This window comes from Paraburkholderia sp. MM5482-R2 (assembly GCF_050436125.1).
GTDB classification, from domain to species: domain Bacteria; phylum Pseudomonadota; class Gammaproteobacteria; order Burkholderiales; family Burkholderiaceae; genus Paraburkholderia; species Paraburkholderia tuberum.
Genome location: NZ_JBNDLP010000001.1, coordinates 115,859 through 138,246, shown reverse-complemented (window position 1 = coordinate 138,246; position 22,388 = coordinate 115,859). Strand labels below are relative to the sequence as shown.

Below are 22,388 nucleotides of genomic sequence, written 5' to 3'. Positions count from 1 at the left end.
AGTCTCTCCTTTGGTTCGAATTCCCGCGATCGACCGTGAGAACTTAAACGCGCAGCGTGCGTAGCTCTGCGGTCACAGCGCCTCGCTCCGTGTGAGCCAGGGCATGCTCGCGCAGCCAGACCTTGGACTCAGGGGCAAACTGCGGTTCTGACGGGAACGGACGGCGTAGTTCACGGTCGTAGCGCTCGAGATCGAAACCGGGGCTGAGCGGGGCGATCACGAACTGCGCGAACTGGCGAAGCCAATTGCTAGGCGTCCGCCGGTTGACTGGAAGCGCCGCGTAGCGACGCGCGATCGTCTCGAAGTCCTCGGCTGGCTGACCGGTCACATCGGGGACGTCCGTGGTCGGAGCGCCCAGCTCAAAAGCCCCGCGTTTGTGATCGTCAATGTAGTAGCGAACGCCGCTGATCAGGTCGATCGGCAAGCCGCCCATCCGGGCGGCCTTCATGAATAGCCAGATCGGCATTGGCACAACCTTGACCGATCGTCGGACGGCCCGGCCGATCGCCTTGGCCATGTCCTCCGCGCCAAGGAGCTCCGGCCCAGTGGGGCGGTAGCGCTTCCCGGCGTGCCGCGCAGGATCCATCAGGGCCGCGACGGCGACTCGCGCGATATCCTCGTTGGACGGTGGCGCGTTACGGCTATCGCCAAAGATCCAGGGAAATGCTCCGAGGTGCGCAGCAAATCCAGTCAATGCGAGATAGGCGTCAGCGAAGAAGCCTGGCCTCACGATCGTATGCGCGACTCCCGGCGTCATCGAGAACAGCTGATCGACGAGCCAGAGTTGTCGGGTCATAAGGGCGGGATGCGAGGGACTCGACAGCCACTGGGTAAGGCTGACGATGTGTTCGAGCCCGGATTCCCTGGCGGCGACGGCGAACGCGACAGCACCCTGAATCATGTAGGGATCGAAAGGCGGACAAAAGTAGGCGCGCTGAACGTCTTTTAGCGCGTCGGCGACGCGCTCGACATCACTCATGTCGGCAACCGCTATCTCGGCCCCCTGCGCTTTCAGCCGCACGCTGCGGCCATCTTCCCGGTGCACCATGGCGCGTACGGGATAGCCGGCCTTCAGCAGTTCGGCAACGACGACGCTGCCTGTCTTCCCGGTCGCACCGGTTACGAGGATCCTTGGCTTGAGCATGATCGCCTCCGAGCAGTCGCGGTACTCATCAGTACCAGATGGTTGTTCCAGTATGGTACTATGCGGTACCGAATGTCAAGAGAGATGACGATGACCACGGTATCGCTGTCAAAGGACCGCCAGGAAGGCCGCGACGAAACTGAGGTGCGCGCGCGCATTCTCGATGCAGCCTTCGCGTCGTTCATGGCGAGTGGCTATGCGGCGACCAGCACGCTTGAGATCGCCACGCGCGCGCGGGTTTCGAAACGAGAACTGTATGCGCTGGTGGGCAACAAGAAGGAAATGCTAGTCGCGTGCATCAGCGCGCGCGCCACAAGACTGCAGGTATCCGCTGACTTGCCCGTGCCGCACGACCGAGAGACACTCGCGAACGTACTGACTTCCCTAGGGACGCAGCTCGTCCGCGAGATCACGGATCCAACGGTCATTGCGGTCTTCCGACTGGCGATCGCAGAGGCGGTCCACGCGCCCGACGTGGCGCAAGCGCTCGACTCGACAGGGCGCGAGACAAGTCGTGCCGCCTTGCGTCAAATCATGGCCCGGGCTCAGGCGTCCGGACTTCTCAATGGCCGTCCTGCCGAACTTGCCGAACAGTTCAGCGGGTTGCTGTGGGGTAATTTGATGGTCAGCCTGCTGCTTGGCGTCGCCCAGCGGCCGAACTCACGCGAGGTCGCGGCACGTGCCCGCAACGCCACAGCTGTTTTTCTTCAACTTCATCCGCTCCCGTAGCGCTGCGATGCCCCGCCAGTACAGTACATCTAATGCGTGGATGATCCATCCGATGCCACGCCACCTGGCAATTCCGGGAACGGCTCCCGGGTGACCGCTATCGAGAAACCCGCGAGGCGAGCTTGAGTGACAGTTCCTGGCCGACGACTGCTGGGCGTTAAGGTTTATTCGATGCCTGCGATCGGCCGCAGGAATGTGCCTGCCTCCGCGCATGTCGGCAGGCGTCGAATAAACCTTAGCGAAACCCGCCCGATGCTCAAAGCATAAATGTCGGCCATTGCCGCCGTTGGCGTGACCATCGTCCAACGGCGGCTATGATTAGTATTGCTGACGTCGCGCACACGATCAGGTCGAACGGCACTTTGTGCGCGCCCAGAGGACAGTAGTCGACCCGAAGCAGCCGGTCGGGCCATTGTTGTTCAAGTGGCGGATAACAGCGCGGAGCCGACGTTCGAATGTCCGAGCGCGAGTGCAGGCCAACGGCCGTAGATGGCCGCACCCTGCCCGTCGCAGCCGACGCCGACGGCCCTCAACTGCCGTTGGCGACAACCCCACGCACGCTCAGATGCCGGGACGTCCCCTGCCCTGACAGGATGCGTCCCGCGCCTCAGTCGCCATGGACGTGGGTCACTATAATCAAGAAGCACGGGCGCCCTTCCGCTTGACGGGAGGCCGTTTGTTCCGGTGTGACTGCCGTGCCCAATTGCGGGTCAATTTTTTGCACGGAGGTATTCCATGGCCACGTACGTCATCCTGAGCCGTTTGTCTCCTGACGCGTTCAAAGATCCCAAGGACATGAAACAGCTCGCCGCCACGGTGGCCGGGAAAATCAAGGCTGAATGCCCTGCCGTAACCTGGAAAGACAGCTATCTGACACTCGGCCGCTTCGATGTGATGGACGTCGTCGAGTCTGACGACCTGAAACAGGTCGAGCGAGCGGCGTTGATCATCCGCGCCTCTGGACACGCCACCACTGAGACCTTGCTAGCGACGGCGTGGGACGAGTTTATAGCGACACTGTAACGGGGCTGCCCGCCACGCGCTTCGCGACAAGGCGTTCTGGCGAACTGTGGCGTTTCAATCGGCTTGTCGGCCAGACGATGCGAACTACCAGGGGGCGCTCTGAAGCGCTCCCACTTTCCCCTCGACGCGTGCCTTGGCAGCGTGCCCGGCTGCGTCGCTACGTCATGAAATGCGAGCAGCGTTCGGCGCCTCGAGCTGTTGAGGACTGGCCCGACGTCCATGGATCGGATTTCGGGACGGCAGACTGACCGCGTGACCCATGATCGACGGGCTCACCTGACGTACCAAATGCTGCTCATGTTCAATGCAGACTCGCACCGCGCCCCTTGCGCCTAGCACGTGACATGCAGAATCGCGTTGGTCTCGTCGGGATGCTCCTTCAGTCTGGCAATGGCTTCCGCCGTCGGCAGGATCACCAGTTCGACCTGTTGACGCTCGGCCTCGTGCTTGACCTCGTCCATCACCGGTAATGCTCCAGTACCGGTGCCAATCACCAACCTCCTGCATTTCCATGGGATGGCCTCTGCCATTGATAGCGGTGTATGCCCAAAGGCCTCACGGAACGCCTTGGATGGCTTCTTCTTGCGTTTGCGAACCTGCCCATGGTCGATCACCACGTCATGCTGGTAGGTAACGCCATCGATACGGATGGAACCAAAGGAAAACGCTTCGAAGTGCATACCCATCTCCGCGAATTTTGTCCTGGCAGCCACTCATTGCGTCAACAGAGCGCTCGTCCAACACAATGATTATAGGTCGGAGGCAGCGTTGCGCAGAATGCGTTCTGCCGGTGGTCAACCAGGGGAAAGCGACACCACAGGACTCCCGGGGTTTCGTGGCCGAGCCGGCCGAAGCCGCGCGCGGTACAGCCATCGTCTTTCATGGCAATGCGGGGCATGCCGGGCACCGCAAGTTTTGCGCCACAGCGCTAACCCGGCGCGTGGCCCGCGCCGAGCCATATGCGCAGCGCCTCGATCTCCTCCTCGCACACCGTATGCGGCATCCGATACGCGCTCCATTCGACCTTGCAACCTTGTGCGATCGCAACGTCGCGGGCAACCTCCCCTTTGCCAATTGTGGCCGGGTGGCCAAAGTCGTCCCTGGACGATGAGCGAGCGATCGGTAGTGAAGCATCCCGGGTCTAACCAGGCCTTTCGCCAACCAGCGCCGACGTAGCGGACCGTGCCGCCTGCATTTCTGCAATCAGTGCTGCCGAGCGTCCTTCGTATCGTGGCGAGAAGTGGAACGGCACAACCGCCCGGGCTCCGATCCGGCGCGCGATCAGACCGGCCTGGCGGGCCGTCAGGTGATTCTTGCGCAGGCCATGCGCCTCGTCCTCGTCAAGAAATACGCTCTCGATAAAAAGCAGGTCCACGTCGTGCATCAACTGCGACAGCGTCTCTATGTTCGGTTCCGTGTAGCGCAAGTCCGTTACGTAGCCAATGCGCTGCCCAGGAACGATGTCGAGAATCAGGTGACGCAGTTCGCCGACCTGCCGGGTCATGGCGTGCTCGCCACGCCGGTCGCGCCACCGCATGTCAATTATTGCCTCGTCAGGGGCGCCGGTCAGCACCGCGTGCTTCAGTTCGCGCAGCCACCCACCCGTCGACACCCCCAGCGCCGCGAGCCGGTCCTTCGCGACGTTGACGCGGGCCTTCTCCTCGAGCACGTACGCAACGCACGGGATGCCATGATCGACAAAGCGGCCACGTACGCGAAAGGTTGCTTCGTCGTACACCACGTCACCTGATCGGTCAAAGGATGGAACGGCTTCGGGGGCGAACCGTCGCCGACTTGAAAAGAGTGCGCGCTGCCCGCCTCCGTCCACTCCAATTTCGCGCGCGTCGATCACCAGCTCGACCTCGTAACGATGCACAACGTTCCAGGTATAGGCGCTCAGCTTGTGTTGGATTTGTGCAAGAAAGTTGGGTCCGCCAAACATCACGATGCCAGCCTTGCGCCCGAGCGTCACACGCAAGAGATGATCGAAGCCCGAAAAATGGTCCATGTGCGTATGGGTGACAAACACATGTGATATGCGCATCAGTTGGCGGGGCAGCAGCCTGGCGATATCGCCGAGATCGAAAAGGAGGGCCCGCCGCTCGTCGCGAAAGTCCACGTATACACCGGGGTCGCCAAACGCGTCATTGACAAGCCATGGTTCGAAGAGGGCGTGCATGGATCTGTCAGCGCGACGTACGAATGGTTGTTGGCGTACCGGGCCGAAGCGCCGGGACGATCGAGGCGCGGACATCCGCCTCGATTTGCAGATGTGCGTCAGCGGTTATCGGAAGAATCCCGAGTCTATACGCATGTTAAGGCAAGTGTTCAGTAGACTTCGAGGAGTCGCGCCGCGTCGTCTAAGTAGCTGCTCCGATATGGGGCCAGTGACGCGTCACTCACGACCGGTCCTCTCATATGGGCCCATCCCTCAGGTGGACAAAGCTGGTACGGGTCTCCTTCCTGCTATGGAGCAAAAATCAGCACAGCTCGGGTCTCAGTCCCGGCTCGTAAAGACCGTCAATACCCCGGTGTAGCCGTAAAGGTGATCCCTTGCGATCTCGCCGCCGGCGAAGAATCCCACCAGCGGCACGTCACCTAGCGCCTTTCGCACCGTCTGCAACTCCGCATGCCGCGCTCCGAAGTGCGGGCCGCCCCGTCCCGAGCAACTGACATACAGGGCGCCCGACATGTGCCCCGCCGTGCCGCCTTCCAGTTCCGCGCGGATTTCCGTTGCAATGCGCACCAGATCGACCTTGGCGGCTTCGGGGTTACGCGTGCAAAAGGCTAGATGCATGCCGGGCTCGACCAGATCGGCAATCGCCACGACCCGGTGCTGGAGATCCACGCCCACCAGGTGCCGCACGAGCGTATCCGCGCCGAACTTTCCAGGCCCTTTAGGCACGTCTTCGGCGCCGATGCTCAAACCCGCCAGGGTGGTGGACAGCGCCTGCGACAACGCATCGATTGGCAGATCCCGGTCGAGTCCAAGATCTTGCAGCACGCAATCGAGTGCGGGCATGCCGTCCAGCGTGACCACCACATTGCGTTCGGCCCGAGTGATGTTGCGCACCGGCCCGATGGGCTGGCAGCCCTGCGTTACGCGCGAGATCAGACCGACCTCAGGGCCGAAGAGCACGCCGGACAAACCCCCGGTGAACACGCGATCCGCCATGTGTAACGGACGGTTTCGCCCCGAGGATAGCCCGCCGAAGAGATAACCCGTGGTCGTGCGGGCGCTCAGTTCGTGCAGCAATTCCTGCACGTCCGGCGTGCTGCCCTCCGCATGCACCAGCGCGGTATGTGCCACAAACCCGGAGGATGTCGGAGGCAGTGGTTGCAGACCGGAAAACAGCCGGAACGATTCCCGTGGCAGCGGCGCGACCATCAGCACCAGGGCCGGTTCGTCGATATATTCGATGCCGCTGGCGGCCACGCCGACGCCTACCGTACCGACCCAGGCGACGCCGGGCTGACCCCGTTGCAGTTCATCGAGGATCGCCTCGGACGCGGGTGCGTAATAGTCGCTCAGGTAACACCAACCGAGCGTGAACGGTGCGGATTCGTCTTGCTGTGCCGCACGGGCCGCAATCTGGGTTTGAACCTGCCGCTGGCACTCGGCCAAGGCCACCCGCCAATCGGCGTGGGCAGCGTGAGCGTGGACAAACGAAGCGGGAAACATTGGCGGAAACCTGTCGAAGACAACAATAACTTGGACCTCCGCTGGCAGGGCATGTTCACCCTGCCGATGAGAAACCCGCGGTCAAGCCGGCCGCCGAGGCTGGCTACTACCAGCGGAGATTTCCGCCAAGATAAGCAGCGACCGCTTCCGTCAGCGCCATGCCGCGCAATTCGTCCCGCGATGCCAGCTGCGCGGCGATAATCTCACGATTATCAAGCCGCAGCTCGGGTAGTGAATCGAGGTGCAGTTCAAAGAAATGCACCCGATCTCTTCGCCCGTCCCAGATGCCGCAGGCACTGCCCGCACTGAGTAACGGGTACGACGGGAGACCGATCTCCTCCTCCATTTCGCGCTGCGCTGCTGCCTCAGCCGTCTCCCCGGGCCGGACACTACCGCCCGGAAAATTCCACTCGGCCCGGTACGATGACTTCACCAGCGACAGCGCCCGCCCGACGTGGATTGCTACAAGCGCGCCCTCATGGTGAGGCCGTCGAAGGTACCACCAGGTGCGGGCGAGCCGAAAGCCGAGGCGAAGCACCATACGCCAGACAGAGTCGATTAGCATGGCCGGTCGCGCTCGCTCGAGGCTTGGCATGAGTTCTCCTTTCCTTCCATGGTCAGAGGATCTTCCGGGTCGCCGCGTTCGTGCGGCTTAAGTCCTTCAGCGTCTGTCACACCATTGTTTTGGAGGCCTTAGTCTACCCGGTGGCTGCTCCCGCTCGAGATAGCGATTGTCAACAATCCAGGGATGTATGTCGACCGGCCGTTCATGGCCGCCTGCTGGCGGACGCGTCCGTCTCATGGTGTTCAAACGCGCCGATTGACCAGCTTCCGGAAACGGCCATTAGCACGCGGCGGCCGGCACCGGGTCGCCACATGACGCGTCGCCCGCTTCAAACGTCGGTCTGCTCCCCCATCTCAAGGGCATCCTCTACGATAACCTGCGTCAGAAATAGCAGACACCTCCTCCCAAGGACCCTTCGGACATCTGAGAAGAAGCGCAAAAGCCGTCCAATTCAGTCTGATGACGCTCGTATCAAGTCCGCCAGCCGCGCTTGCAGGGCGCACGAGTCTGCGCGACATTTGTCATCACGACCGGCGCGTAAGTCCGGCTGGAGACTGCCATGACGAACCGACTCGCCACCGAAACCTCCCCTTACCTCCGCCAACACGCGGAGAACCCGGTGGACTGGTATCCGTGGAGCGAAGATGCATTTCGCCGCGCCCGCGAGGAAAACAAGCCGGTGCTGCTCTCCGTGGGCTATTCCGCGTGCCACTGGTGCCACGTCATGGCGCACGAATCCTTCGAGAATCCGCGCATTGCCAGCCTGATGAACGAGCGCTACATCAGCATCAAGGTCGATCGGCAGGAGCGTCCCGACATCGATGACATCTACCAACAAGTCAGCCAGATGATGGGACAGGGAGGCGGCTGGCCGCTCACCGTGTTCCTCACGCCGCAAGGAGAGCCGTTCTTCGGCGGCACCTACTTCCCGCCAGACGACCGTTATGGCCGCCCCGGGCTCGTGCGCGTGCTGACGAGTCTGAGCGAAGCCTGGCGGCATCGGCGAGAAGAGCTGCGCGACACCATTGCGCAGTTTCGGCAAGGTTTCCGACAGCTCGATCAAGCGAACCTGGGCGGTGAAGCCACCGAAGTCGCGGATCTGCCGGCAGAGACAGGCCGCGCCTTGGCACGGGACACTGACCCGGTCCATGGCGGGCTGGGCGGCGCGCCCAAGTTCCCCAACCCAGGCTGCTACGATCTCATGCTGCGCGTCTATCATCGAACTGGCGAGGCCACGCTTCTTGACGCACTGGGACGCACGCTTGACCAGATGGCAGCGGGCGGTATCTATGACCAACTCGGCGGCGGGTTTGCCCGCTATAGTGTCGACGCACGTTGGGCCGTGCCGCACTTCGAGAAAATGCTCTATGACAACGGCCAGCTCGTTAAGCTGTACGCGGACGCCTACCGCCTGACCGGCAAGCAGGCGTGGCGCCGCATCTTCGAGGAAACCATCGCCTACGTTCTGCGCGATATGACGCACCCCGACGGCGGCTTTCATGCCGGCGAAGATGCCGACAGCGAAGGAATGGAAGGCAAATTCTATGTCTGGACACCCGCCGAGGTTAAGGCAGTCCTCGGCGAGTCCGACGGTGCACTGGCATGCCGGGCCTACGGTGTGACGGAACACGGCAACTTCGAACACGGTGCTACGGTGCTCCACTTCGCGGTCGAGCTGGATGGGCTGCAAGCAGCGCATCTGGCAGGCTGGCGCGAGCGGTTGCTGGCGGCGCGCGGCCGGCGCGTGCGCCCGGCTCGGGACGACAACATTCTCACCGGCTGGAACGGCCTGATGATCGAGGGGCTCTGTGCCGCTTTCCAGGCGACGGGCATCCCCGAGTATCTCAGCGCGGCAAAGCGCGCCGCGAATTTCATCCAGGGCAATTTGACCCTGCCCGGCGGTGGCGTCTATCGGGCCTGGAACGACGGGACAGCAAAGGTGCCGGGGTTTCTCGAGGACTACGCCTTCCTCTGCAACGCGCTGCTCGACCTCTACGAGTCCTGCTTCGACAAGCGCTATCTCGATCGTGCGATCGAACTCGCGGCACTCATTCTCGATAAGTTCTGGGAGGACGGGCTGTATTTCACCCCGTGCGACGGCGAGCCATTGGTGCGCAGGCCGCGCGCGCCTTACGACAACGCCTGGCCGTCGGGCATCTCTACGAGCGTGTTTGCCTTCTTGCGCCTGCATGAACTCACCGGCCACGATCTCTACCGTGACCGCGCCGAACACGAATTCCGGAGATACGAGGTCGCAGCCGCCAGGGCGCCAGCCGGCTTCGCGCACCTCCTTGCCGCCCGGGACTTCGCGCAACGCGGCCCGCTCGAGATCGTCTTTGCGGGCGACAAATCGGGCGCCGCCGCGCTCGTAACAAGCGTTCACCGCGCATACCTCCCCGCGCGCGTGCTGGCCTTTGCCGAAGACGTACCAATCGGCCGGGGGCGCCACCCGGTCAAGGGCCGGCCTGCCGCCTACGTGTGCCGAAATCGCACGTGCGCCGCACCGGTGACCGACGGCAAGGCGCTCCTTGAGTGTTGTGCACCGTGATGCAACCCGGCGCTATCACCACCTGACAGGCATCGACGAGGTGCCGTTCGATTGGAATTGTTTCCAAGACCCCTAAGCGCCCCGACGCAGCAGGTACGTACTATCCCGCTGCCGCTCCACGCTGGCACCTAAATCCTGACTCTCGGGGTTGAGCGCGTGTGAATGACGGTCCAAATGCGACACTAGACGACAGGGCTGGGTCGGCGTCATGGCGAGTTGCACGAGCTGCTGACGTTCACCGAGAATTGACACGCTTCAGGCCGTAGTTTGGAGTGAACCCCTGGGGCTGGACCGGAAGGCTCTGATGTGAGGGACGCTCCTTTCCCCTAAAGGCGAGTAACGACGTCTCTACTTTGGCATAGGCCTGCCGGCATCGCTGGGGGAGTCGTCCATCACATCAGAGCCGTCAACTGGAGCTACCTGAGCGTCAGCACGAAATCGAACTGGGCTGCCTTGCGATCACTGCGGTCGTCGATCGTCATCAGCAGCCTTCGATCGAACAGGAAATCGCGCGAATTGCGCTGCTCGCCGGGGAAATAGAGTTGTGTCGTCAGGACCTGCCGGTTCGGCGCCTGCACCTTCACATGGAAGTGTCGCGTGCGCCCCGGATACAGGCCGGGGACAATGGTCTCGAGGCGGTAGTGTCCTTGGCTGTCAGTGAACTGATGGCCGCGCAGCCGGAAGCCGTCGACATCGTATTCGCCGCTGTCGTCCGCGTGCCAGAAATCAAGCAGCGCGCTCACTACCGGCGTGCATTGCGTGGACAGCACGCGGCCAGTCAGAACAATCATCGTGCCATGCATCCCCGGCTCGAGAAGCGAGGCGCGCTGCGGCGAGCGCGGCAAAAAGAACGGCCCTTCCGTTTGCGGCGGTGTCTGTTCCGGATGGTCTTTGCATGCGGGCGTCGGCGAAAGCTCGTCGGCCAGTGCGTGCTCGGGCTCACGCCAAACCGCCAGCAGAACTGAAGACGCCACCACGCCCGACTTGCGAAGAAAGTCGCGACGCCCTTTTCTCGAACGTGCGATCCGCATCATACGTCCCCTCGTATCCACACGTCAGATCCGCCGCCGTGTAGATGACGGACCCTTCACTCGATCAGTGTAAGCCAGAAATCTCCGGTGAGACGGCGTGTGCGCAAACGACGAGAGCGCGCCATTCCGGGGGCTGGCGTCAGCGACCGACTTTTTCGACTGTCAAGCGGCGTTGCCTTTCCTGCGGGCGCGAGCGAACCGTGCAGAAACAGGGACGTCTTGACTTGCGTCGGCTTGTGGACGTCAAAGGGGTACTGTCACGTTGTTGATGGTCGTGCGAGCGAAGACGTAGAACGTAAGTATTCCAAATTCATGCGGCGAGGCGATCCAGCATCGGATTGCCCGTTACAGTTTCCCATGCCTCGAAGGCCTGCTTGCGTACTTGCCGCTTCTCTTGCGCGTTCGCGTTGTAGCGGCAGCGCATGAACAAGTTTGCCACCTGGTCGTGGACCGATGTGAATCGTTGCAGGTGACGCGCAGACTTGAAGCGGCGCATCACTTTTTCGCGTACCCGGGTTGGCTGATGCGAGTTTTCCGCCCGGTTGTTCAGTCCTTTGTGCTGACGGTGTTCCACGTTCAGCCCGAGATCCCTGTTTGCTGCTGCGTAGCTCTTGAGCTTGTCGGTGATCAGCACACGCGGCGCGCGCCCGTGCTTCTTGAGTAATTTACGCATGACGCGCCTGGCTGCGTGCCTGTCGCGTCGGCTTTGCACCAGTACATCGAGCACCGAGCCATGCTGATCCACCGCGCGCCAAAGCCAGTGCTTCCTGCCGTTGATCGTGACCACCAGGTAAGTAGGCCCGGGGGATTTCACCCCGAGCCTCTCGCAGAACCGTGCGTAAACCTCGCGATTTACACGGCTCCCGTTATCCAACCTTTACCCCCAGAAACTGCCAGTGCACAAACTGTCGCGGGTACGCCTTCCTCATCTTGTGCAACCACTCGTCGCTACGCCGCTTATGCCGTCGTAGTGTTTTGTACTTGCACCGGGCCCAGCGTGCGAGCTTGCGGTCCAGATACCGACCGAGCCCCTGCATGGCCGTCCGATAGAAAGCCCCGTAATAGTTCCACCAACCACGTATCGTGGGATTGCATTGATCGGCCAGTTCGACCAGTGACCTGAACGTCTGACGAGGTAGCCGCCACCCCCGCACTGTCTGTCTCATCCGTTTCAGGGCATCACGACTCACGCCGGGCAGAAAGCTCGTTGAGAGCTGCCCAGACCTGGTCATCACCCTTCGCGGACGAAACAGGAAACCCAGAAATGTGAAGGTCACATTCGGGTAGGCTTGAGTACGGCTTCGGTCCCTGCAATACACGATGCCTGACTTTTCGGGATGCATCTCCAACCCGCATTCCGCCAGCCGCGAGGCAATGGCATGCATGACCTCCTGCGCCTGCGCCTCACTGCGGCAGTGGACCACCGCATCATCGGCATAACGCGCAAAGGGACATTGCGGGAGGTGTCGCTGCATCCATGTGTCAAGCGCATAGTGCATGAACAGATTCATCAGCATCGGGCTGACCACTCCGCCCTGGGGTGTACCGCGCACCCGTGGCAGTCTCGCTCCGTCCGCAGTCTCGAACGGCGCAGTCAGCCACCGCTCGATATACAGCAGGATCCAGTCCACCTTGATGTGCCTACGCACCGCCTTGAGCAGGAGGCCATGATCAATCTGATCGAATGCCGCCTTGATGTCAAACTCAACGACCCAGTCGTATTTCCAGCAGCGCTCACGCGTTACCGCAACCGCCTGTTTCGCCGATCTCCAAGGCCGGTACCCATAAGAATCTTCATGGAATATCGGCTCAAGTATCGGCTCGATCATGAGCTTGACAACCGTCTGGGCCACTCGATCTGACACGGTGGGCACGCCCAGCTTTCTGGTACCACCCTTGGCTTTCGGTATCTCAACCTGCTTCACCGGGGGCGGGAAATACGAACCCGACGACATCCGGTTCCACAACTTGTACAGATTGCCCGACAGGTGCTGCTCGAACATGGCGATCGTTTCATCGTCCACGCCTGCAGCACCCCGGTTGGCCCTCACCAGCTGATACGCTTCCCACACCGTGCGCTTCGCAATGCAATACGGTTTCGTTGAGGTCATGTCACTCATCCCCACCATGCAGGTTGGTGACCTTCGTCAACCGGATAACGCCACCCCTTCGCTCCACCCTCATTACAAGGGCTTCAGCACTACTACGGGCAGCTCCGCCCCTCGTTGCGGCATCGGTATTCTTCCTTATGGTGTCTGCCATTTGTCATTTCCCTTTGCATCCGCAACAAGGTTCTCACGTTCCGTACTGAAGCCTGTGTTGAGCTCATGCCGCCTTTACGCCGACTGCCATCAGGTCCGTAAGCAGGTCTCGTCCTGACTGATCCTGGAGCGACGAAGCGGCTCCAGTTTTGACAGCGCTTTAACACCTTAACGACGCGTCATCGAACGGTTTGCTTTCGCTCATCTTCTCAACACGTACCTGCCACCCTGATGGATGACTTTTCCGCGGTCGCTCACCACCACGCCTTTTGAACGCAGCAGCACCGGGCGGTTTGGAGCCTGCTCCTGCAAGCCGACTCCGGGAGGCCAACTCCCATCTTCAGTACAGCACCACAAGCTTTCGCTTGTGTTCGTGACACACCTTCGTCGAGGTGCCACTTATCGCCTCGGGCCAACGCGGTGGACCGGATGCGTCGGGCAAACCCAATGCCAAATTTCGGCGACCAACGCCGCACCGTTTCATACGTGAGTTCAATGCCGCGAGCAGCCAACAACTCCTCGACCATGCGCAGGCTCAGCGGAAAATGGTAGTACAACCACACCGCATAGCTGATTACGTCGGACGGGAACCGGTAGCCCACATAGGAGATCGCGTCGTTGGCAGGTGCGTTGTGTCGTAGAGCGGTTCGTTTCATACCCAACATTGTCGCCGCATTGCCGGGAACATGCCAACAAGGTGACAATACCCGCGCCACACCAACGTGACCAGCCGGCTCGACTACGAGGCTGAACTCGGCGTCGTGATTGGCAAGGCCGGACGTGGCATCAAGAAAGCGGACGCGATGGACTACGTGTTCGGCTACACCGTCATCAATGACTTCACGGCTCGCGACCTGCAGAAGCTGCACCGGCAGTGGTTTATCGGCAAGTCGCTGGATGGCTTCTGTCCGATGGGCCCATACCTCGTGACCGCCGACGAAGTGGACGGTCAAGAACCTCGACTTGAAGTGCTGGGTCAACGGCGAGCTGCGCCAGGACTCGAACACGAGCAAGCTGATTTTTGACATTCCAACGCTAATTGAAACCCTGTCTGCGGGCATCGAACTGCAACCGGGCGATGTCATAGCAACGGGCACGCGGCCGGCGTCGGCATCGGGTTCAATCCGCCGAAGTTTCTGCAGAAGGGCGACGTCGTTCGCATCGAGATTCAGAACGTCGGCGTGCTGGAAAACGAGGTGGGCGAATGACAACAACTCTGGTAAAGAACGTCGCCATCGAAACCGACGGCGACGGGCAGGCAGTGGTATGTATCCACGGGCTCGGTGGTTCGTCGAACAACTGGACACCGGTACTTTCGGCTTTCGAAGGCATGCAGGTGGTTCGCCCGGACCTGCCGGGAAGCGCGCGGTCGGCACTCCCGTCGCAGCCGCTCTCCATCGACCTGTATGTGGAAACCCTGGCCAGAGTGTTGGGTGAACTCGGCGTGGCGAAAGCGCGCCTCGTACGCGCCGGCGATCCGCACGCGATCAGGCACAACCCGGCCGCGATCGTGCTGGGCGGCCGCATGGCACGCATCAGCGACGATCTGCTCGCAGGCATCCGCGCGGTGGTGTACAACCGCGCACTGCCGCTCGCCACACGCAGCCTCTGAATAGAAACAACGAGCTTGAACGAGTATGCGGGCTACATCGGCGGGACGGTCCTCGGCATCGAACAGGCACTGAGCGCAGAAGGAATTGCCGGCATCCTCCGCGACGCACGAGCGTAACCGCGGTTACCGAACCGCTTCCGTCACGAGCTCCCCATTGGCGGCTGCATCGGCGGTGTCGTGCGGCTGCGCCGAGACGATAGCCTGCATCACCTGTTCGCTCAGCACCTCGTAATCGCCGGTGTTGGCGAGGTTCGCCACCAGCCGCTTGTTCGCCATCACCGCGATCCGGTCCGAGATACGGATGACCTCCGCGAGATCGCTGGAGATGACCAGGATCGCCTTGCCGCGCTGAGACAATTCCTCGATCAGCAGGTACATCTCCTCCTTGGTTCGCACGTCGACGCCGATTGTGGGTTCGTCGATGATCAACACGTCCACGTCGCCTGCGAGCCACTTGGCGACGCTAACCTTCTGCTGATTGCCGCCACTCAATTGGCCCACCGGCTGATCGAGGCTCGAGAGCTTCACGCTCATTTTTCCGATTAGCGGCGCAACGGCCCGAACCTCTCGCTCGGGAGTGATAAAACCCAGCAGAGATCGCAGCTGGTCCCAGATGGTAATGCCGACATTGTGGCTCACCGAATGCGCGAGAATCAGGCCCTCGCCCTTGCGATCCTCGCTGACATAGCCAATCCTGTGTTCGTGTAACGCCTCATGCGGATTGGCGATGCGCTTCGCCTTCGAGTGCGAGATGACCGCGCCGCCGGTAATCTTTTCGAGGCCGACGATGGCTCTCGCCAGTTCGGTCCGCCCGGCGCCGACGAGCCCATACAGTCCGACCACGCAACCTGGCTCGAGCGCGAGATTCAAGTTGCGGTGGCCGAACTGTGTACTGACGTCACGCAGTGCGAGGAGCGGCTCGCGCGCCACGGTTTCGCTCTTCGCTTGTCGCCCTGCGAAGGAAACGCTGCGTCCCACCATCGCGGTAATCACGTCGCCGTGGGTGAGGTCGGCGCGCGCGGTCGCATTGATGACGGTCTCACCATCCCGGATCACGGTGATACTGTCACAGATCTCGAAAACTTCATCCAGTTTGTGGCTGACGAACAGCATCGCGCGGCCCCGGTCCCGCAATTCGCGGAGTATCCCAAACAGTACTGCGGATTCGGTTTCCGTGATCGACGCGGTGGGCTCGTCGAGGAACAGCACCTTGGCGTCGAGCGTCAGCGCGCGAGCGATTTCCACCAATTGTCCTTGCGCCACGCTCAGGCTGCGCGCGCTCGCTCGCGGACTGACGTGCAGCCCCACGCGCTCGAGCCAGATCTGCGCGTCCCGATACATCCGCTCATAGTGCAGAAAACCCGCTCGACGCGGCGTATCGTGCAGGAAGAGATTCTCGGCAACCGAGAAATCCGGCACCAGGTTACGCTCCTGATAGACCGCGCTGATACCGGCCGCTATCGCTTCCTGCGGGTCGACGAACTGCCGCTCTTCTCCCGCGACCCGTACCGTGCCGCGGTCCGCGCGATGCACGCCGGTCAGGACCTTGATCAGCGTCGACTTGCCCGCGCCGTTCTCACCGATGAGCGCATGAATGCTGCCGCTGTCGATCGCCAGATCGACCCCTCGCAACGCCAGCGCGCCGTCGAACGCCTTCCAGATGCCCCGCGCCTCAACTGTACTCATGTCCGATTCAACCCCCTCGTACGGCGAGCGATCAGGCCTGCGACCATCTCGCGATATTTGTCCCACGTTTGCGCGCGGCCTAGCAGCACGGCGAGGAACACGAGCGCGCCTTCAACCAGCGTCACCCAATAGGGATTGACGTGGATGAGCACCAGGCCGTCATTGATGGTGGCGAGGATCAGGCTCGCGATGATTACGCCCCAGACAGCCACCGAGCCGCCCAACAGGCTGGTACCGCCGATAATCGGTATGGTGAAGGATTGAATCAGCCAGTCTGCCCCCACCAGCGGATTGGCTTCGTGCAGCTTGGCCATAGCCATCACCCCGGCCGCGGCAGACAGGAGGCCCGACAGCGTGTGCGCCCAGACCATCGCGCGCGCCTTCGACAGGCCCGACAGTTGGGCGGCCTCAGCATTGCCGCCCATTGCCAGCATCGTGCGCCCAAGCTTTCGCCAGCGAAACAGCACCCCAAGCGCAACGGCGACCGCCAGCGTGGCGCCGGCGAGGTACGGCACGAATCCTATGCGGCCGGTACCGAACACCGTCAACGCATGCGGAAGGTTCGTATAAGGCGAAGTTTGGGTGATGGCAAGCGAAGCACCTGTAAATGCGCCTCCCGTAGCGAGCGTGATGACGAAGCCGCTAACGCGCGACTTCGCCACCAGCAGGCCGTTGATGAAGCCCCCCGCCATCCCCGCGACCAAACCGGCGAGCACCGCAGGCGCCAACGGTACGCCTTTCGCGACGAGCAGATAGCCCGCGACCACTGCGGAGAACCCGCCGATGCCACCCACTGCGAGACTGAATTCGCCCACGCTCAGCACGATGAGTTGCGCAAATCCGATCACGCTTAGCAATGCCGCGTCCGAAAGAACGACGTAGACGTTGAAGGGTGTCAGAAAGCTCGCGCTAAGCAGCGAAAAGGCGATACTCGCCAAGAACGCCACTACAAGCAGCGGCACCCAGGGTCCTGTGGGGAGGGAAATTTTATTTCGGCGCATGTTCGTTCTTTCCTGTCCGTGGCGCGACGGCTTCCACCGTCGCAGCGCTCTTGGCCTGCCGTTGCCGGCCGCGTCGCGCCTGATCCACCACGACAGCGACGAGGAGAATCAAAGCCTGCGCGAACTGCTGCCAGTAGGCGGCCACATTGAGCGAAACCAGTCCTGAATTGATGCTCTCCAAAAACACCGCGGCCGCCGCAGCTCCGCCGATCGAAACCGAGCCCCCGGCGAGCATCGTGCCTCCGAGAATGGGCACGACAAACGCCGACAACAGCCAGTCGGTTCCCAGCGAAGGCAGTGCGGCCGAGACCCGCGTCATCTCCATCACGGCGGCGACGCCCGAGAGCAGCCCCGACAGTGCGAAGCTGGTTATCACGACGCGCGGCACAGCGACGCCACCCAGTTCGGCGGCGCGCTGGTTCGCGCCGACGGCGAGCATCTTCCATCCGAGACTCGACCGATGGTACAGACACCAGAGCAGTACCGCGACTACGACCACCGGGATCACCAGCAACGACAGACTCGGCGCGAACAGTGTGCCGCTGCCCACTACCGCAATGCTCGCGGGCAGCGCACTGACCGACGCGCCTCCCGACAGGATCAGAACGGCGCCCACATAAATCGACTGTACAGCGAGAGTGACGATGAAACTGTTCAGTCCGGTACGCAGCTCCAGCCAACCCATCACGGCGCCCAGCAAGCTTCCCAGCAGCAGACCGGCGACGATGCCTAGCACGGGATCGACATTGAGCTGCCCAACCAGCCAGCCGGTGAACATGACGACGCTGACGCCAACGGCACCTACGGCAAGATTGAGCCGGCCGATCACGATCACCACGAGCTGCGCAAACCCTATTATCGTGGTCTCCGCTGCCAGTTGCGACAGTGTGAAAAGGTTGAAGTTGCTCAGGAAACCGTCTCCCAGCGTCTGGTACACACCCCAGCTGATGACGGTCAGCAGCACGAGCCCCACGGTGTTGGACTGGGCGAGACGTCCATATCTCGTGCCCCCCCTGGGCGTCGCCGATGCAGAAGAATTCACGCTGTGATCCATGCGCTTCCCCCCTTCCAAAACGCCTGTCCGGTTCGGCCGACTCGATCTCACTTGCACTCCAGAACCTTGGTATCGACCAGCTTGATGAGCCGTTGGGTATCGTCCGGCAGTCCTTCGGGCTTGCCGACGAACTGACCTACGTTGTCCTTCGTCACGAGCAACACGCCCGCAGCAAGCAGCCGCTTCGTCTGGTCGGTCTGCTCAAAAGGAGCATCGCCGCGGACCGCGCACTTGTCATGCAGCACCCGATACAGTGCGTACGATGCCACATAGGCCTGTCCGTAGGTGTTCTGAAACAACGTGCCGTAGATATAGCCCTTTTGTAGCGCGTTCATGACCTGCGGCGAGTTCTCGGCAGCGATGAACTTGATATGCCGGAACTGGGGATTGTCGGACAGACTGCTTGCCATCGCGACGGAAGGATTATACGAAGTCGACATGACGCCCGCCAGCGTCGCGCCTCGAGCCGCCAGCAGCGCATTGATGGCTGGCGGCGCACTTTGTGGCGTATCGATGTTCGCCACCGTCTGGACCAGGGTGACGCTGCCGTGCGTATCGGCTACCGCCTTCTCGACCGCGCGGATGCGCAACTGCGTGTTCGGGTCCGTAAGCTGGCTTGTCAACAGTGCGATCTCGCCTTTTCCTCCAATCGCTTTGATCAGTTGCTGCGCCTGGTAATAAGCTGCGGTGAAGATATTCGTCGAAACGCAAAACAGCGCTGGACTCGGATCGTAGGTGCAGCCGTTGATATTGATCGACTTGATGCCATGCGCCGCCAGCTTCTGCTCCTCCGCATCGGTGCCGTGCGCGTCGCCTGGGAAGACGCCGAAGCCGGAATAGCCGCGACCAGCCAACGAATCCATCAGCGCATCCTCGTGGGTCAGATCGAACGCGTCGGTCGCCGGAACTCCGTACATCCCCGAGAAGTGATACGTTTTGGCAACGTCGTGGATAGCCGCGTCCCACGGCTCGAAATACGCATTGGGCCCCGGCAGCACGAGCGCGATCTTCGGCTCATCCGCCCTAGCGCTGCCCGCTGCGATCGACGCCGATAACACCATAACGGCTACGCTTCCCAGAAAGGTGCGCGCGCCCCATCCAAAGGGTTTCATTGAGTCTCCTCCTCGTAATTTCTGTCGGGTGACAACTACATTACTTCCGGGCCGCAGTCAGAACACTCCGGTCCACCAGCGCCTGCAGCCTGCTGACGAACAGTTCCACAAATCCCGCGCCATTGACTTCGACACAGACGTCGACGGTTCCGTCATCGGTCGGGAATGCAACCGTTTGCCCGCGCGTCAGCTCACTCACCGTCTCCACGCGTACCCGGGATCTTTCGGTCGTGACCAGCGAACGATCGACCAGCGTCGCTACCACGAGCGGGTCATAAAGCAGACAACCCTTCTTTGCCCAATTGAACTTCGGCGTGTCGATGTAGGTCTTGCAGACGTCATACAGGAAGGCCGAGAGCAAACTCTTCTGCCTGACCAGGCCCAGTAACTGATCTTCGTACATCACCGTTCCCTTGGCCGGGTTCGTGACATCGAGACCGACCGCGGTAAGCGGAATGCCGGATTCAAAAACGATGTCCGCGGCCAGCGGATCGTTCCAGATGTTGTATTCCGCAACTGGGGTGATGTTGCCCCTGCCGAACTTCGGCTCGCGGGCGAAGGCGCCGCCCATAATGGCGATCTGTCGAATCTTCTCTTTCAGCGACGGCTCCTTGAGCAGCGCCATCGCGACATTCGTCAGCGAACCGACTGCGACGATTGCGACTTCGCCAGGATGCTCGTTGACTTTGGAAATGATGAAGTCGGACGCATGCAGCGCGTGCCGGCCGCTGTCGACACGGGTATCGTCAACAGGCCCAAGAAGCTTTCGGTGATGTTCGTATTCCGCTTCGCCGCGCGGATGGAGTCGCCCGGAAAGCGGGCTACCCATGCCCATCGCTACCGGCACGTCAAGCCGGCCCGCGGCTTCGAGCGTGCGTAGCGCGTTGTCGGTGGCGCGCCGCACTTCGACGTTTCCGAATACCGTAGTCACGCCCTCCAGGCGTAATTCCGGGCTGGCGATCGCGAACAGCAGTGCGAGCACGTCATCAGCGTCGAGGCCGGGCCCGATGCCGGGATCGCAGTCAAGAATCATGCGCTGCAGGTTGGCTTCTTTGTTCATGGGGTCTGTCTCCTTTTTTACGGTCACGGGCCGGCTGGCGGCACTCTACGAGCGGAGCCGCCAGCCGGGTTTTCCCTGCTCGGGCCTCTGCCCCGTTCGTTATAGATACCGTACCAACAGATGGGTATCGGCGGTATTTTGTATTTTTTAATTCGATTTGTGACATAAATACCTAGACTATGGAGCTCCGGGGTTCGGGTGCAAATAGTGAAGGTGAATCGGTTAAAGTGCCGCCCCTCGAACTTATTCGTTGGATCTGCAAAAACCTGTGAAGCACCGTGTGGCCTGGCGTAGCAGTTGGTTTTCGGATAACCTGGCTCCCAGGAAGATTATCGAAGAGATAAAAATTCTGGGAGTTTTGGCCGATGAGCACACCGGATTTTTTTCGTAGCCGTCTTGACGCGATGATTGATCTGCGCGACCCACTTGCGGTGCTGGCCACGAGGATGCCGTGGGCTGCCATCGAAGCGAGGCTCGCGCCCCTGTTTGAGCGGCGCTCACGCGATGGCCGGTTAAGCGAAGCGGCGGACCTGTTTGGTGTGAGTTCTAAGGAACTGGCCGGTGGCGTTAGTGCGGCCGGACGTCCGCGCCTGCCAGTGCGGCTGATGGTCGGGCTGCTGTATTTGAAGCACACTTATAACGAGAGCGATGAATCGGTGTGCGAGCGCTGGGCGCAGGACGTGTACTTCCAGTTCTTCTGTAGTGAGGAGTACTTTCAGCCACATCTGCCATGCGACCCGACCAATCTGGTGCGTTTCCGGCAGGCGCTGGGCGAAGGCGGTGTCGAGGAGCTGCTCGCGACGACGATCGCGGCGGCGGTGCAGATGAAGGCGGTGAAGCCGGCCGAATTCGAGCGCGTGATTGTTGATACGACGGTCCAGGAGAAGGCCATTGCGTATCCGACTGACAGCCGTCTGCTGGAGGTGGCGCGGGCCAGACTCGTGCAACTTGCGCAACGCGCTGGTCTTGTATTGAAGCAGACATACGAACGTGAAGGCAAACGGCTGCGTCGCCGCGCGGGCGGCTATGCGCATGCGAAGCAGTTCAGACGATTGCGGCGTGTACTCAAACGTCAGCGCACCGTATTGGGACGGCTACTGCGCGACATCGAACGCAAGCTGTCTGGAGCCTCAGATGAACGGAAGGCACAACTGCGCGTGTGGCTGGAGCGGGCGTGGCGCATTTGTCGCCAACGTCCAAAGGACAAAAACAAGCTTTACGCCCTGCACGCGCCCGAAGTCGAGTGCATCGGTAAAGGCAAGGCGCGCCAGCCCTACGAGTTCGGCGTCAAGGTAAGCCTTGCGATCCCGGAAAAACAAGGGCTGATCGTTGGCGCGCGCACGTTCGCGGGCAACCCATACGACGGCCACACGCTGGCAGAACAACTTGAACAGAGCACCATCCTGTTGCAGGATCTGCCCGGTACGCCGCAACCGAAGACCGTGCTGGTCGACCTCGGGTTTCGTGGGGTCGATGACGAGGTATCATCAGTGCAACTGATTCATCGCGGCAAACACAAGAGCCTGACGAGCACGCAGCGACGCTGGCTAAAACGGCGGCAGGCGATCGAACCGATCATTGGCCATGTGAAGCATGATCACGGCATGCGGCGTTGCTGGCTTAAAGGGAAGGCCGGCGATGCGCTACACGCGGTACTGTGTGCTGCGGGGTACAACCTGCGATGGTTGCTGCGCGCAATCGTCCGTCTGGGCCTGGCGCCCGCATTTTTTATCCTCGCGACGCTGCAGTGGCTCGTCACTGTCACGCTCACGCCAGCACCGGCGTGCTGGAACCGTCTGCAAAGGCACTGATTCCCTTCGTTGACATCCAGGCGTTCCCCTGCACGCGCAGACGGAGACTGCGGCCTCTTTGGCCCCATG

The 22,388-nt window shown here is 61.5% G+C and carries 17 protein-coding genes and 4 pseudogenes; 7 read left to right on the top strand and 14 right to left on the bottom strand.

Annotated elements, in window-relative coordinates:
- Positions 1 to 43: 43 nt before the first annotated feature.
- Positions 44 to 1,144 (bottom strand): NmrA family NAD(P)-binding protein, encoded by a 1,101-nt coding sequence (locus OKW37_RS00505; RefSeq protein WP_429401348.1) that lies wholly within the window; start codon positions 1,142 to 1,144, stop codon positions 44 to 46.
- A gap of 90 nt (positions 1,145 to 1,234) precedes the next feature.
- Here OKW37_RS00505 and OKW37_RS00500 point away from each other — a divergent pair, with 90 nt between their 5' ends.
- A complete protein-coding gene (locus tag OKW37_RS00500; RefSeq protein WP_429401346.1) occupies positions 1,235 to 1,873 on the top strand; it encodes a TetR/AcrR family transcriptional regulator in 639 nt (212 codons plus the stop codon).
- 735 nt (positions 1,874 to 2,608) lie between these two features.
- A complete protein-coding gene (locus OKW37_RS00495; protein ID WP_429509737.1) occupies positions 2,609 to 2,896 on the top strand; it encodes a GYD domain-containing protein in 288 nt (95 codons plus the stop codon).
- A 332-nt stretch (positions 2,897 to 3,228) separates the two neighbouring features.
- On the opposite strand, the gene OKW37_RS00490 is transcribed toward OKW37_RS00495, so the two are convergent.
- The gene (locus OKW37_RS00490) at positions 3,229 to 3,576 is read right to left on the bottom strand and encodes an MTH938/NDUFAF3 family protein (protein ID WP_429401342.1); all 348 of its coding nucleotides are present in this window, start codon (positions 3,574 to 3,576) and stop codon (positions 3,229 to 3,231) included.
- 65 nt (positions 3,577 to 3,641) lie between these two features.
- On the opposite strand from OKW37_RS00490, the pseudogene OKW37_RS00485 reads away from it, so the two are divergent.
- Positions 3,642 to 3,851 (top strand): annotated as a pseudogene (locus OKW37_RS00485) (hypothetical protein); the annotation flags it as partial.
- Positions 3,852 to 4,037: 186 nt separating this feature from the next.
- Here the strand turns inward: OKW37_RS00485 and OKW37_RS00480 are convergent.
- The 3 genes from OKW37_RS00480 to OKW37_RS00470 all read right to left on the bottom strand — a co-directional run bounded on the left by OKW37_RS00480 (position 4,038) and on the right by OKW37_RS00470 (position 7,173).
- Positions 4,038 to 5,075, bottom strand: a complete 1,038-nt coding sequence (locus tag OKW37_RS00480; RefSeq protein ID WP_429401340.1) for a ribonuclease Z — start codon at positions 5,073 to 5,075, stop codon at positions 4,038 to 4,040.
- Positions 5,076 to 5,393: 318 nt separating this feature from the next.
- Positions 5,394 to 6,578, bottom strand: coding sequence for an FIST signal transduction protein (locus OKW37_RS00475; protein ID WP_429401338.1), 1,185 nt, complete (start codon positions 6,576 to 6,578; stop codon positions 5,394 to 5,396).
- 106 nt (positions 6,579 to 6,684) lie between these two features.
- Positions 6,685 to 7,173 (bottom strand): NUDIX domain-containing protein, encoded by a 489-nt coding sequence (locus OKW37_RS00470; protein ID WP_429401336.1) that lies wholly within the window; start codon positions 7,171 to 7,173, stop codon positions 6,685 to 6,687.
- Between the two features lie 529 nt (positions 7,174 to 7,702).
- Here OKW37_RS00470 and OKW37_RS00465 point away from each other — a divergent pair.
- Entirely contained in the window at positions 7,703 to 9,691 is a 1,989-nt protein-coding gene (locus OKW37_RS00465; protein WP_429401334.1) for a thioredoxin domain-containing protein, read from the top strand.
- A 416-nt stretch (positions 9,692 to 10,107) separates the two neighbouring features.
- Here the strand turns inward: OKW37_RS00465 and OKW37_RS00460 are convergent, their stop codons facing one another.
- The 4 genes and pseudogenes from OKW37_RS00460 to OKW37_RS00445 all read right to left on the bottom strand — a co-directional run.
- Positions 10,108 to 10,725 carry an intradiol ring-cleavage dioxygenase gene (locus tag OKW37_RS00460; RefSeq protein ID WP_429401332.1) on the bottom strand — a complete coding sequence of 206 codons (618 nt, stop codon included), beginning with the start codon at positions 10,723 to 10,725 and terminating at the stop codon, positions 10,108 to 10,110.
- A gap of 307 nt (positions 10,726 to 11,032) precedes the next feature.
- A pseudogene (locus tag OKW37_RS00455) lies at positions 11,033 to 11,512 on the bottom strand (IS6 family transposase); the annotation flags it as partial.
- 76 nt (positions 11,513 to 11,588) lie between these two features.
- Complete coding sequence (gene ltrA / locus OKW37_RS00450; protein ID WP_429401014.1) at positions 11,589 to 12,842, bottom strand: group II intron reverse transcriptase/maturase; 1,254 nt, start codon at positions 12,840 to 12,842, stop codon at positions 11,589 to 11,591.
- Positions 12,843 to 13,360: 518 nt separating this feature from the next.
- Positions 13,361 to 13,639: pseudogene (locus OKW37_RS00445) on the bottom strand (IS6 family transposase); the annotation flags it as partial.
- A gap of 51 nt (positions 13,640 to 13,690) precedes the next feature.
- Here OKW37_RS00445 and OKW37_RS00440 point away from each other — a divergent pair.
- Together OKW37_RS00440 and OKW37_RS00435 are read left to right on the top strand one after the other, a co-directional pair.
- Positions 13,691 to 14,191 (top strand): annotated as a pseudogene (locus tag OKW37_RS00440) (fumarylacetoacetate hydrolase family protein); the annotation flags it as partial.
- A complete protein-coding gene (locus tag OKW37_RS00435; protein ID WP_429401330.1) occupies positions 14,188 to 14,595 on the top strand; it encodes an alpha/beta fold hydrolase in 408 nt (135 codons plus the stop codon). The pseudogene OKW37_RS00440 and the gene OKW37_RS00435, both read left to right, overlap by 4 nt.
- 123 nt (positions 14,596 to 14,718) lie before the next feature.
- Here OKW37_RS00435 and OKW37_RS00430 read toward each other — a convergent pair whose 3' ends face one another.
- The 5 genes from OKW37_RS00430 to OKW37_RS00410 form a co-directional block, all read right to left on the bottom strand.
- Positions 14,719 to 16,281, bottom strand: coding sequence for a sugar ABC transporter ATP-binding protein (locus OKW37_RS00430; protein ID WP_429401328.1), 1,563 nt, complete (start codon positions 16,279 to 16,281; stop codon positions 14,719 to 14,721).
- Complete coding sequence (locus OKW37_RS00425) at positions 16,278 to 17,282, bottom strand: ABC transporter permease (protein ID WP_429401326.1); 1,005 nt, start codon at positions 17,280 to 17,282, stop codon at positions 16,278 to 16,280. Before OKW37_RS00425 ends, OKW37_RS00430 begins: the two co-directional genes overlap by 4 nt.
- A complete protein-coding gene (locus tag OKW37_RS00420) occupies positions 17,269 to 18,246 on the bottom strand; it encodes an ABC transporter permease (RefSeq protein WP_429401324.1) in 978 nt (325 codons plus the stop codon). The genes OKW37_RS00425 and OKW37_RS00420 overlap by 14 nt, the downstream gene beginning before the upstream one ends.
- Before the next feature lie 137 nt (positions 18,247 to 18,383).
- The gene (locus tag OKW37_RS00415; protein WP_429401322.1) at positions 18,384 to 19,448 is read right to left on the bottom strand and encodes a substrate-binding domain-containing protein; all 1,065 of its coding nucleotides are present in this window, start codon (positions 19,446 to 19,448) and stop codon (positions 18,384 to 18,386) included.
- A gap of 40 nt (positions 19,449 to 19,488) precedes the next feature.
- Entirely contained in the window at positions 19,489 to 20,508 is a 1,020-nt protein-coding gene (locus OKW37_RS00410) for a nucleoside hydrolase (protein ID WP_429401320.1), read from the bottom strand.
- A 365-nt stretch (positions 20,509 to 20,873) separates the two neighbouring features.
- Between OKW37_RS00410 and OKW37_RS00405 the strand changes: the two genes are divergently transcribed.
- Positions 20,874 to 22,319: an IS5 family transposase gene (locus tag OKW37_RS00405; RefSeq protein ID WP_429401318.1), complete on the top strand. Its 1,446-nt coding sequence runs from the start codon at positions 20,874 to 20,876 to the stop codon at positions 22,317 to 22,319.
- The last annotated feature ends 69 nt before the right edge of the window (positions 22,320 to 22,388 follow it).

Excerpts from the sequence above, each read along its gene's own strand:
- ltrA (WP_429401014.1), bottom strand. The coding sequence starts at position 12,842 with ATGAGTGACATGACCTCAACGAAACCGTATTGCATTGCGAAGCGCACG.
- OKW37_RS00435 (WP_429401330.1), top strand. The coding sequence starts at position 14,188 with ATGACAACAACTCTGGTAAAGAACGTCGCCATCGAAACCGACGGCGAC.
- OKW37_RS00480 (WP_429401340.1), bottom strand. The coding sequence starts at position 5,075 with ATGCACGCCCTCTTCGAACCATGGCTTGTCAATGACGCGTTTGGCGAC.
- OKW37_RS00425 (WP_429401326.1), bottom strand. The coding sequence starts at position 17,282 with ATGCGCCGAAATAAAATTTCCCTCCCCACAGGACCCTGGGTGCCGCTG.
- OKW37_RS00460 (WP_429401332.1), bottom strand. The coding sequence starts at position 10,725 with ATGATGCGGATCGCACGTTCGAGAAAAGGGCGTCGCGACTTTCTTCGC.
- OKW37_RS00405 (WP_429401318.1), top strand. The coding sequence starts at position 20,874 with ATGAGCACACCGGATTTTTTTCGTAGCCGTCTTGACGCGATGATTGAT.
- OKW37_RS00490 (WP_429401342.1), bottom strand. The coding sequence starts at position 3,576 with ATGCACTTCGAAGCGTTTTCCTTTGGTTCCATCCGTATCGATGGCGTT.
- OKW37_RS00475 (WP_429401338.1), bottom strand. The coding sequence starts at position 6,578 with ATGTTTCCCGCTTCGTTTGTCCACGCTCACGCTGCCCACGCCGATTGG.
- OKW37_RS00410 (WP_429401320.1), bottom strand. The coding sequence starts at position 20,508 with ATGAACAAAGAAGCCAACCTGCAGCGCATGATTCTTGACTGCGATCCC.
- OKW37_RS00470 (WP_429401336.1), bottom strand. The coding sequence starts at position 7,173 with ATGCCAAGCCTCGAGCGAGCGCGACCGGCCATGCTAATCGACTCTGTC.
- OKW37_RS00500 (WP_429401346.1), top strand. The coding sequence starts at position 1,235 with ATGACCACGGTATCGCTGTCAAAGGACCGCCAGGAAGGCCGCGACGAA.
- OKW37_RS00415 (WP_429401322.1), bottom strand. The coding sequence starts at position 19,448 with ATGAAACCCTTTGGATGGGGCGCGCGCACCTTTCTGGGAAGCGTAGCC.
- OKW37_RS00495 (WP_429509737.1), top strand. The coding sequence starts at position 2,609 with ATGGCCACGTACGTCATCCTGAGCCGTTTGTCTCCTGACGCGTTCAAA.
- OKW37_RS00430 (WP_429401328.1), bottom strand. The coding sequence starts at position 16,281 with ATGAGTACAGTTGAGGCGCGGGGCATCTGGAAGGCGTTCGACGGCGCG.
- OKW37_RS00465 (WP_429401334.1), top strand. The coding sequence starts at position 7,703 with ATGACGAACCGACTCGCCACCGAAACCTCCCCTTACCTCCGCCAACAC.
- OKW37_RS00505 (WP_429401348.1), bottom strand. The coding sequence starts at position 1,144 with ATGCTCAAGCCAAGGATCCTCGTAACCGGTGCGACCGGGAAGACAGGC.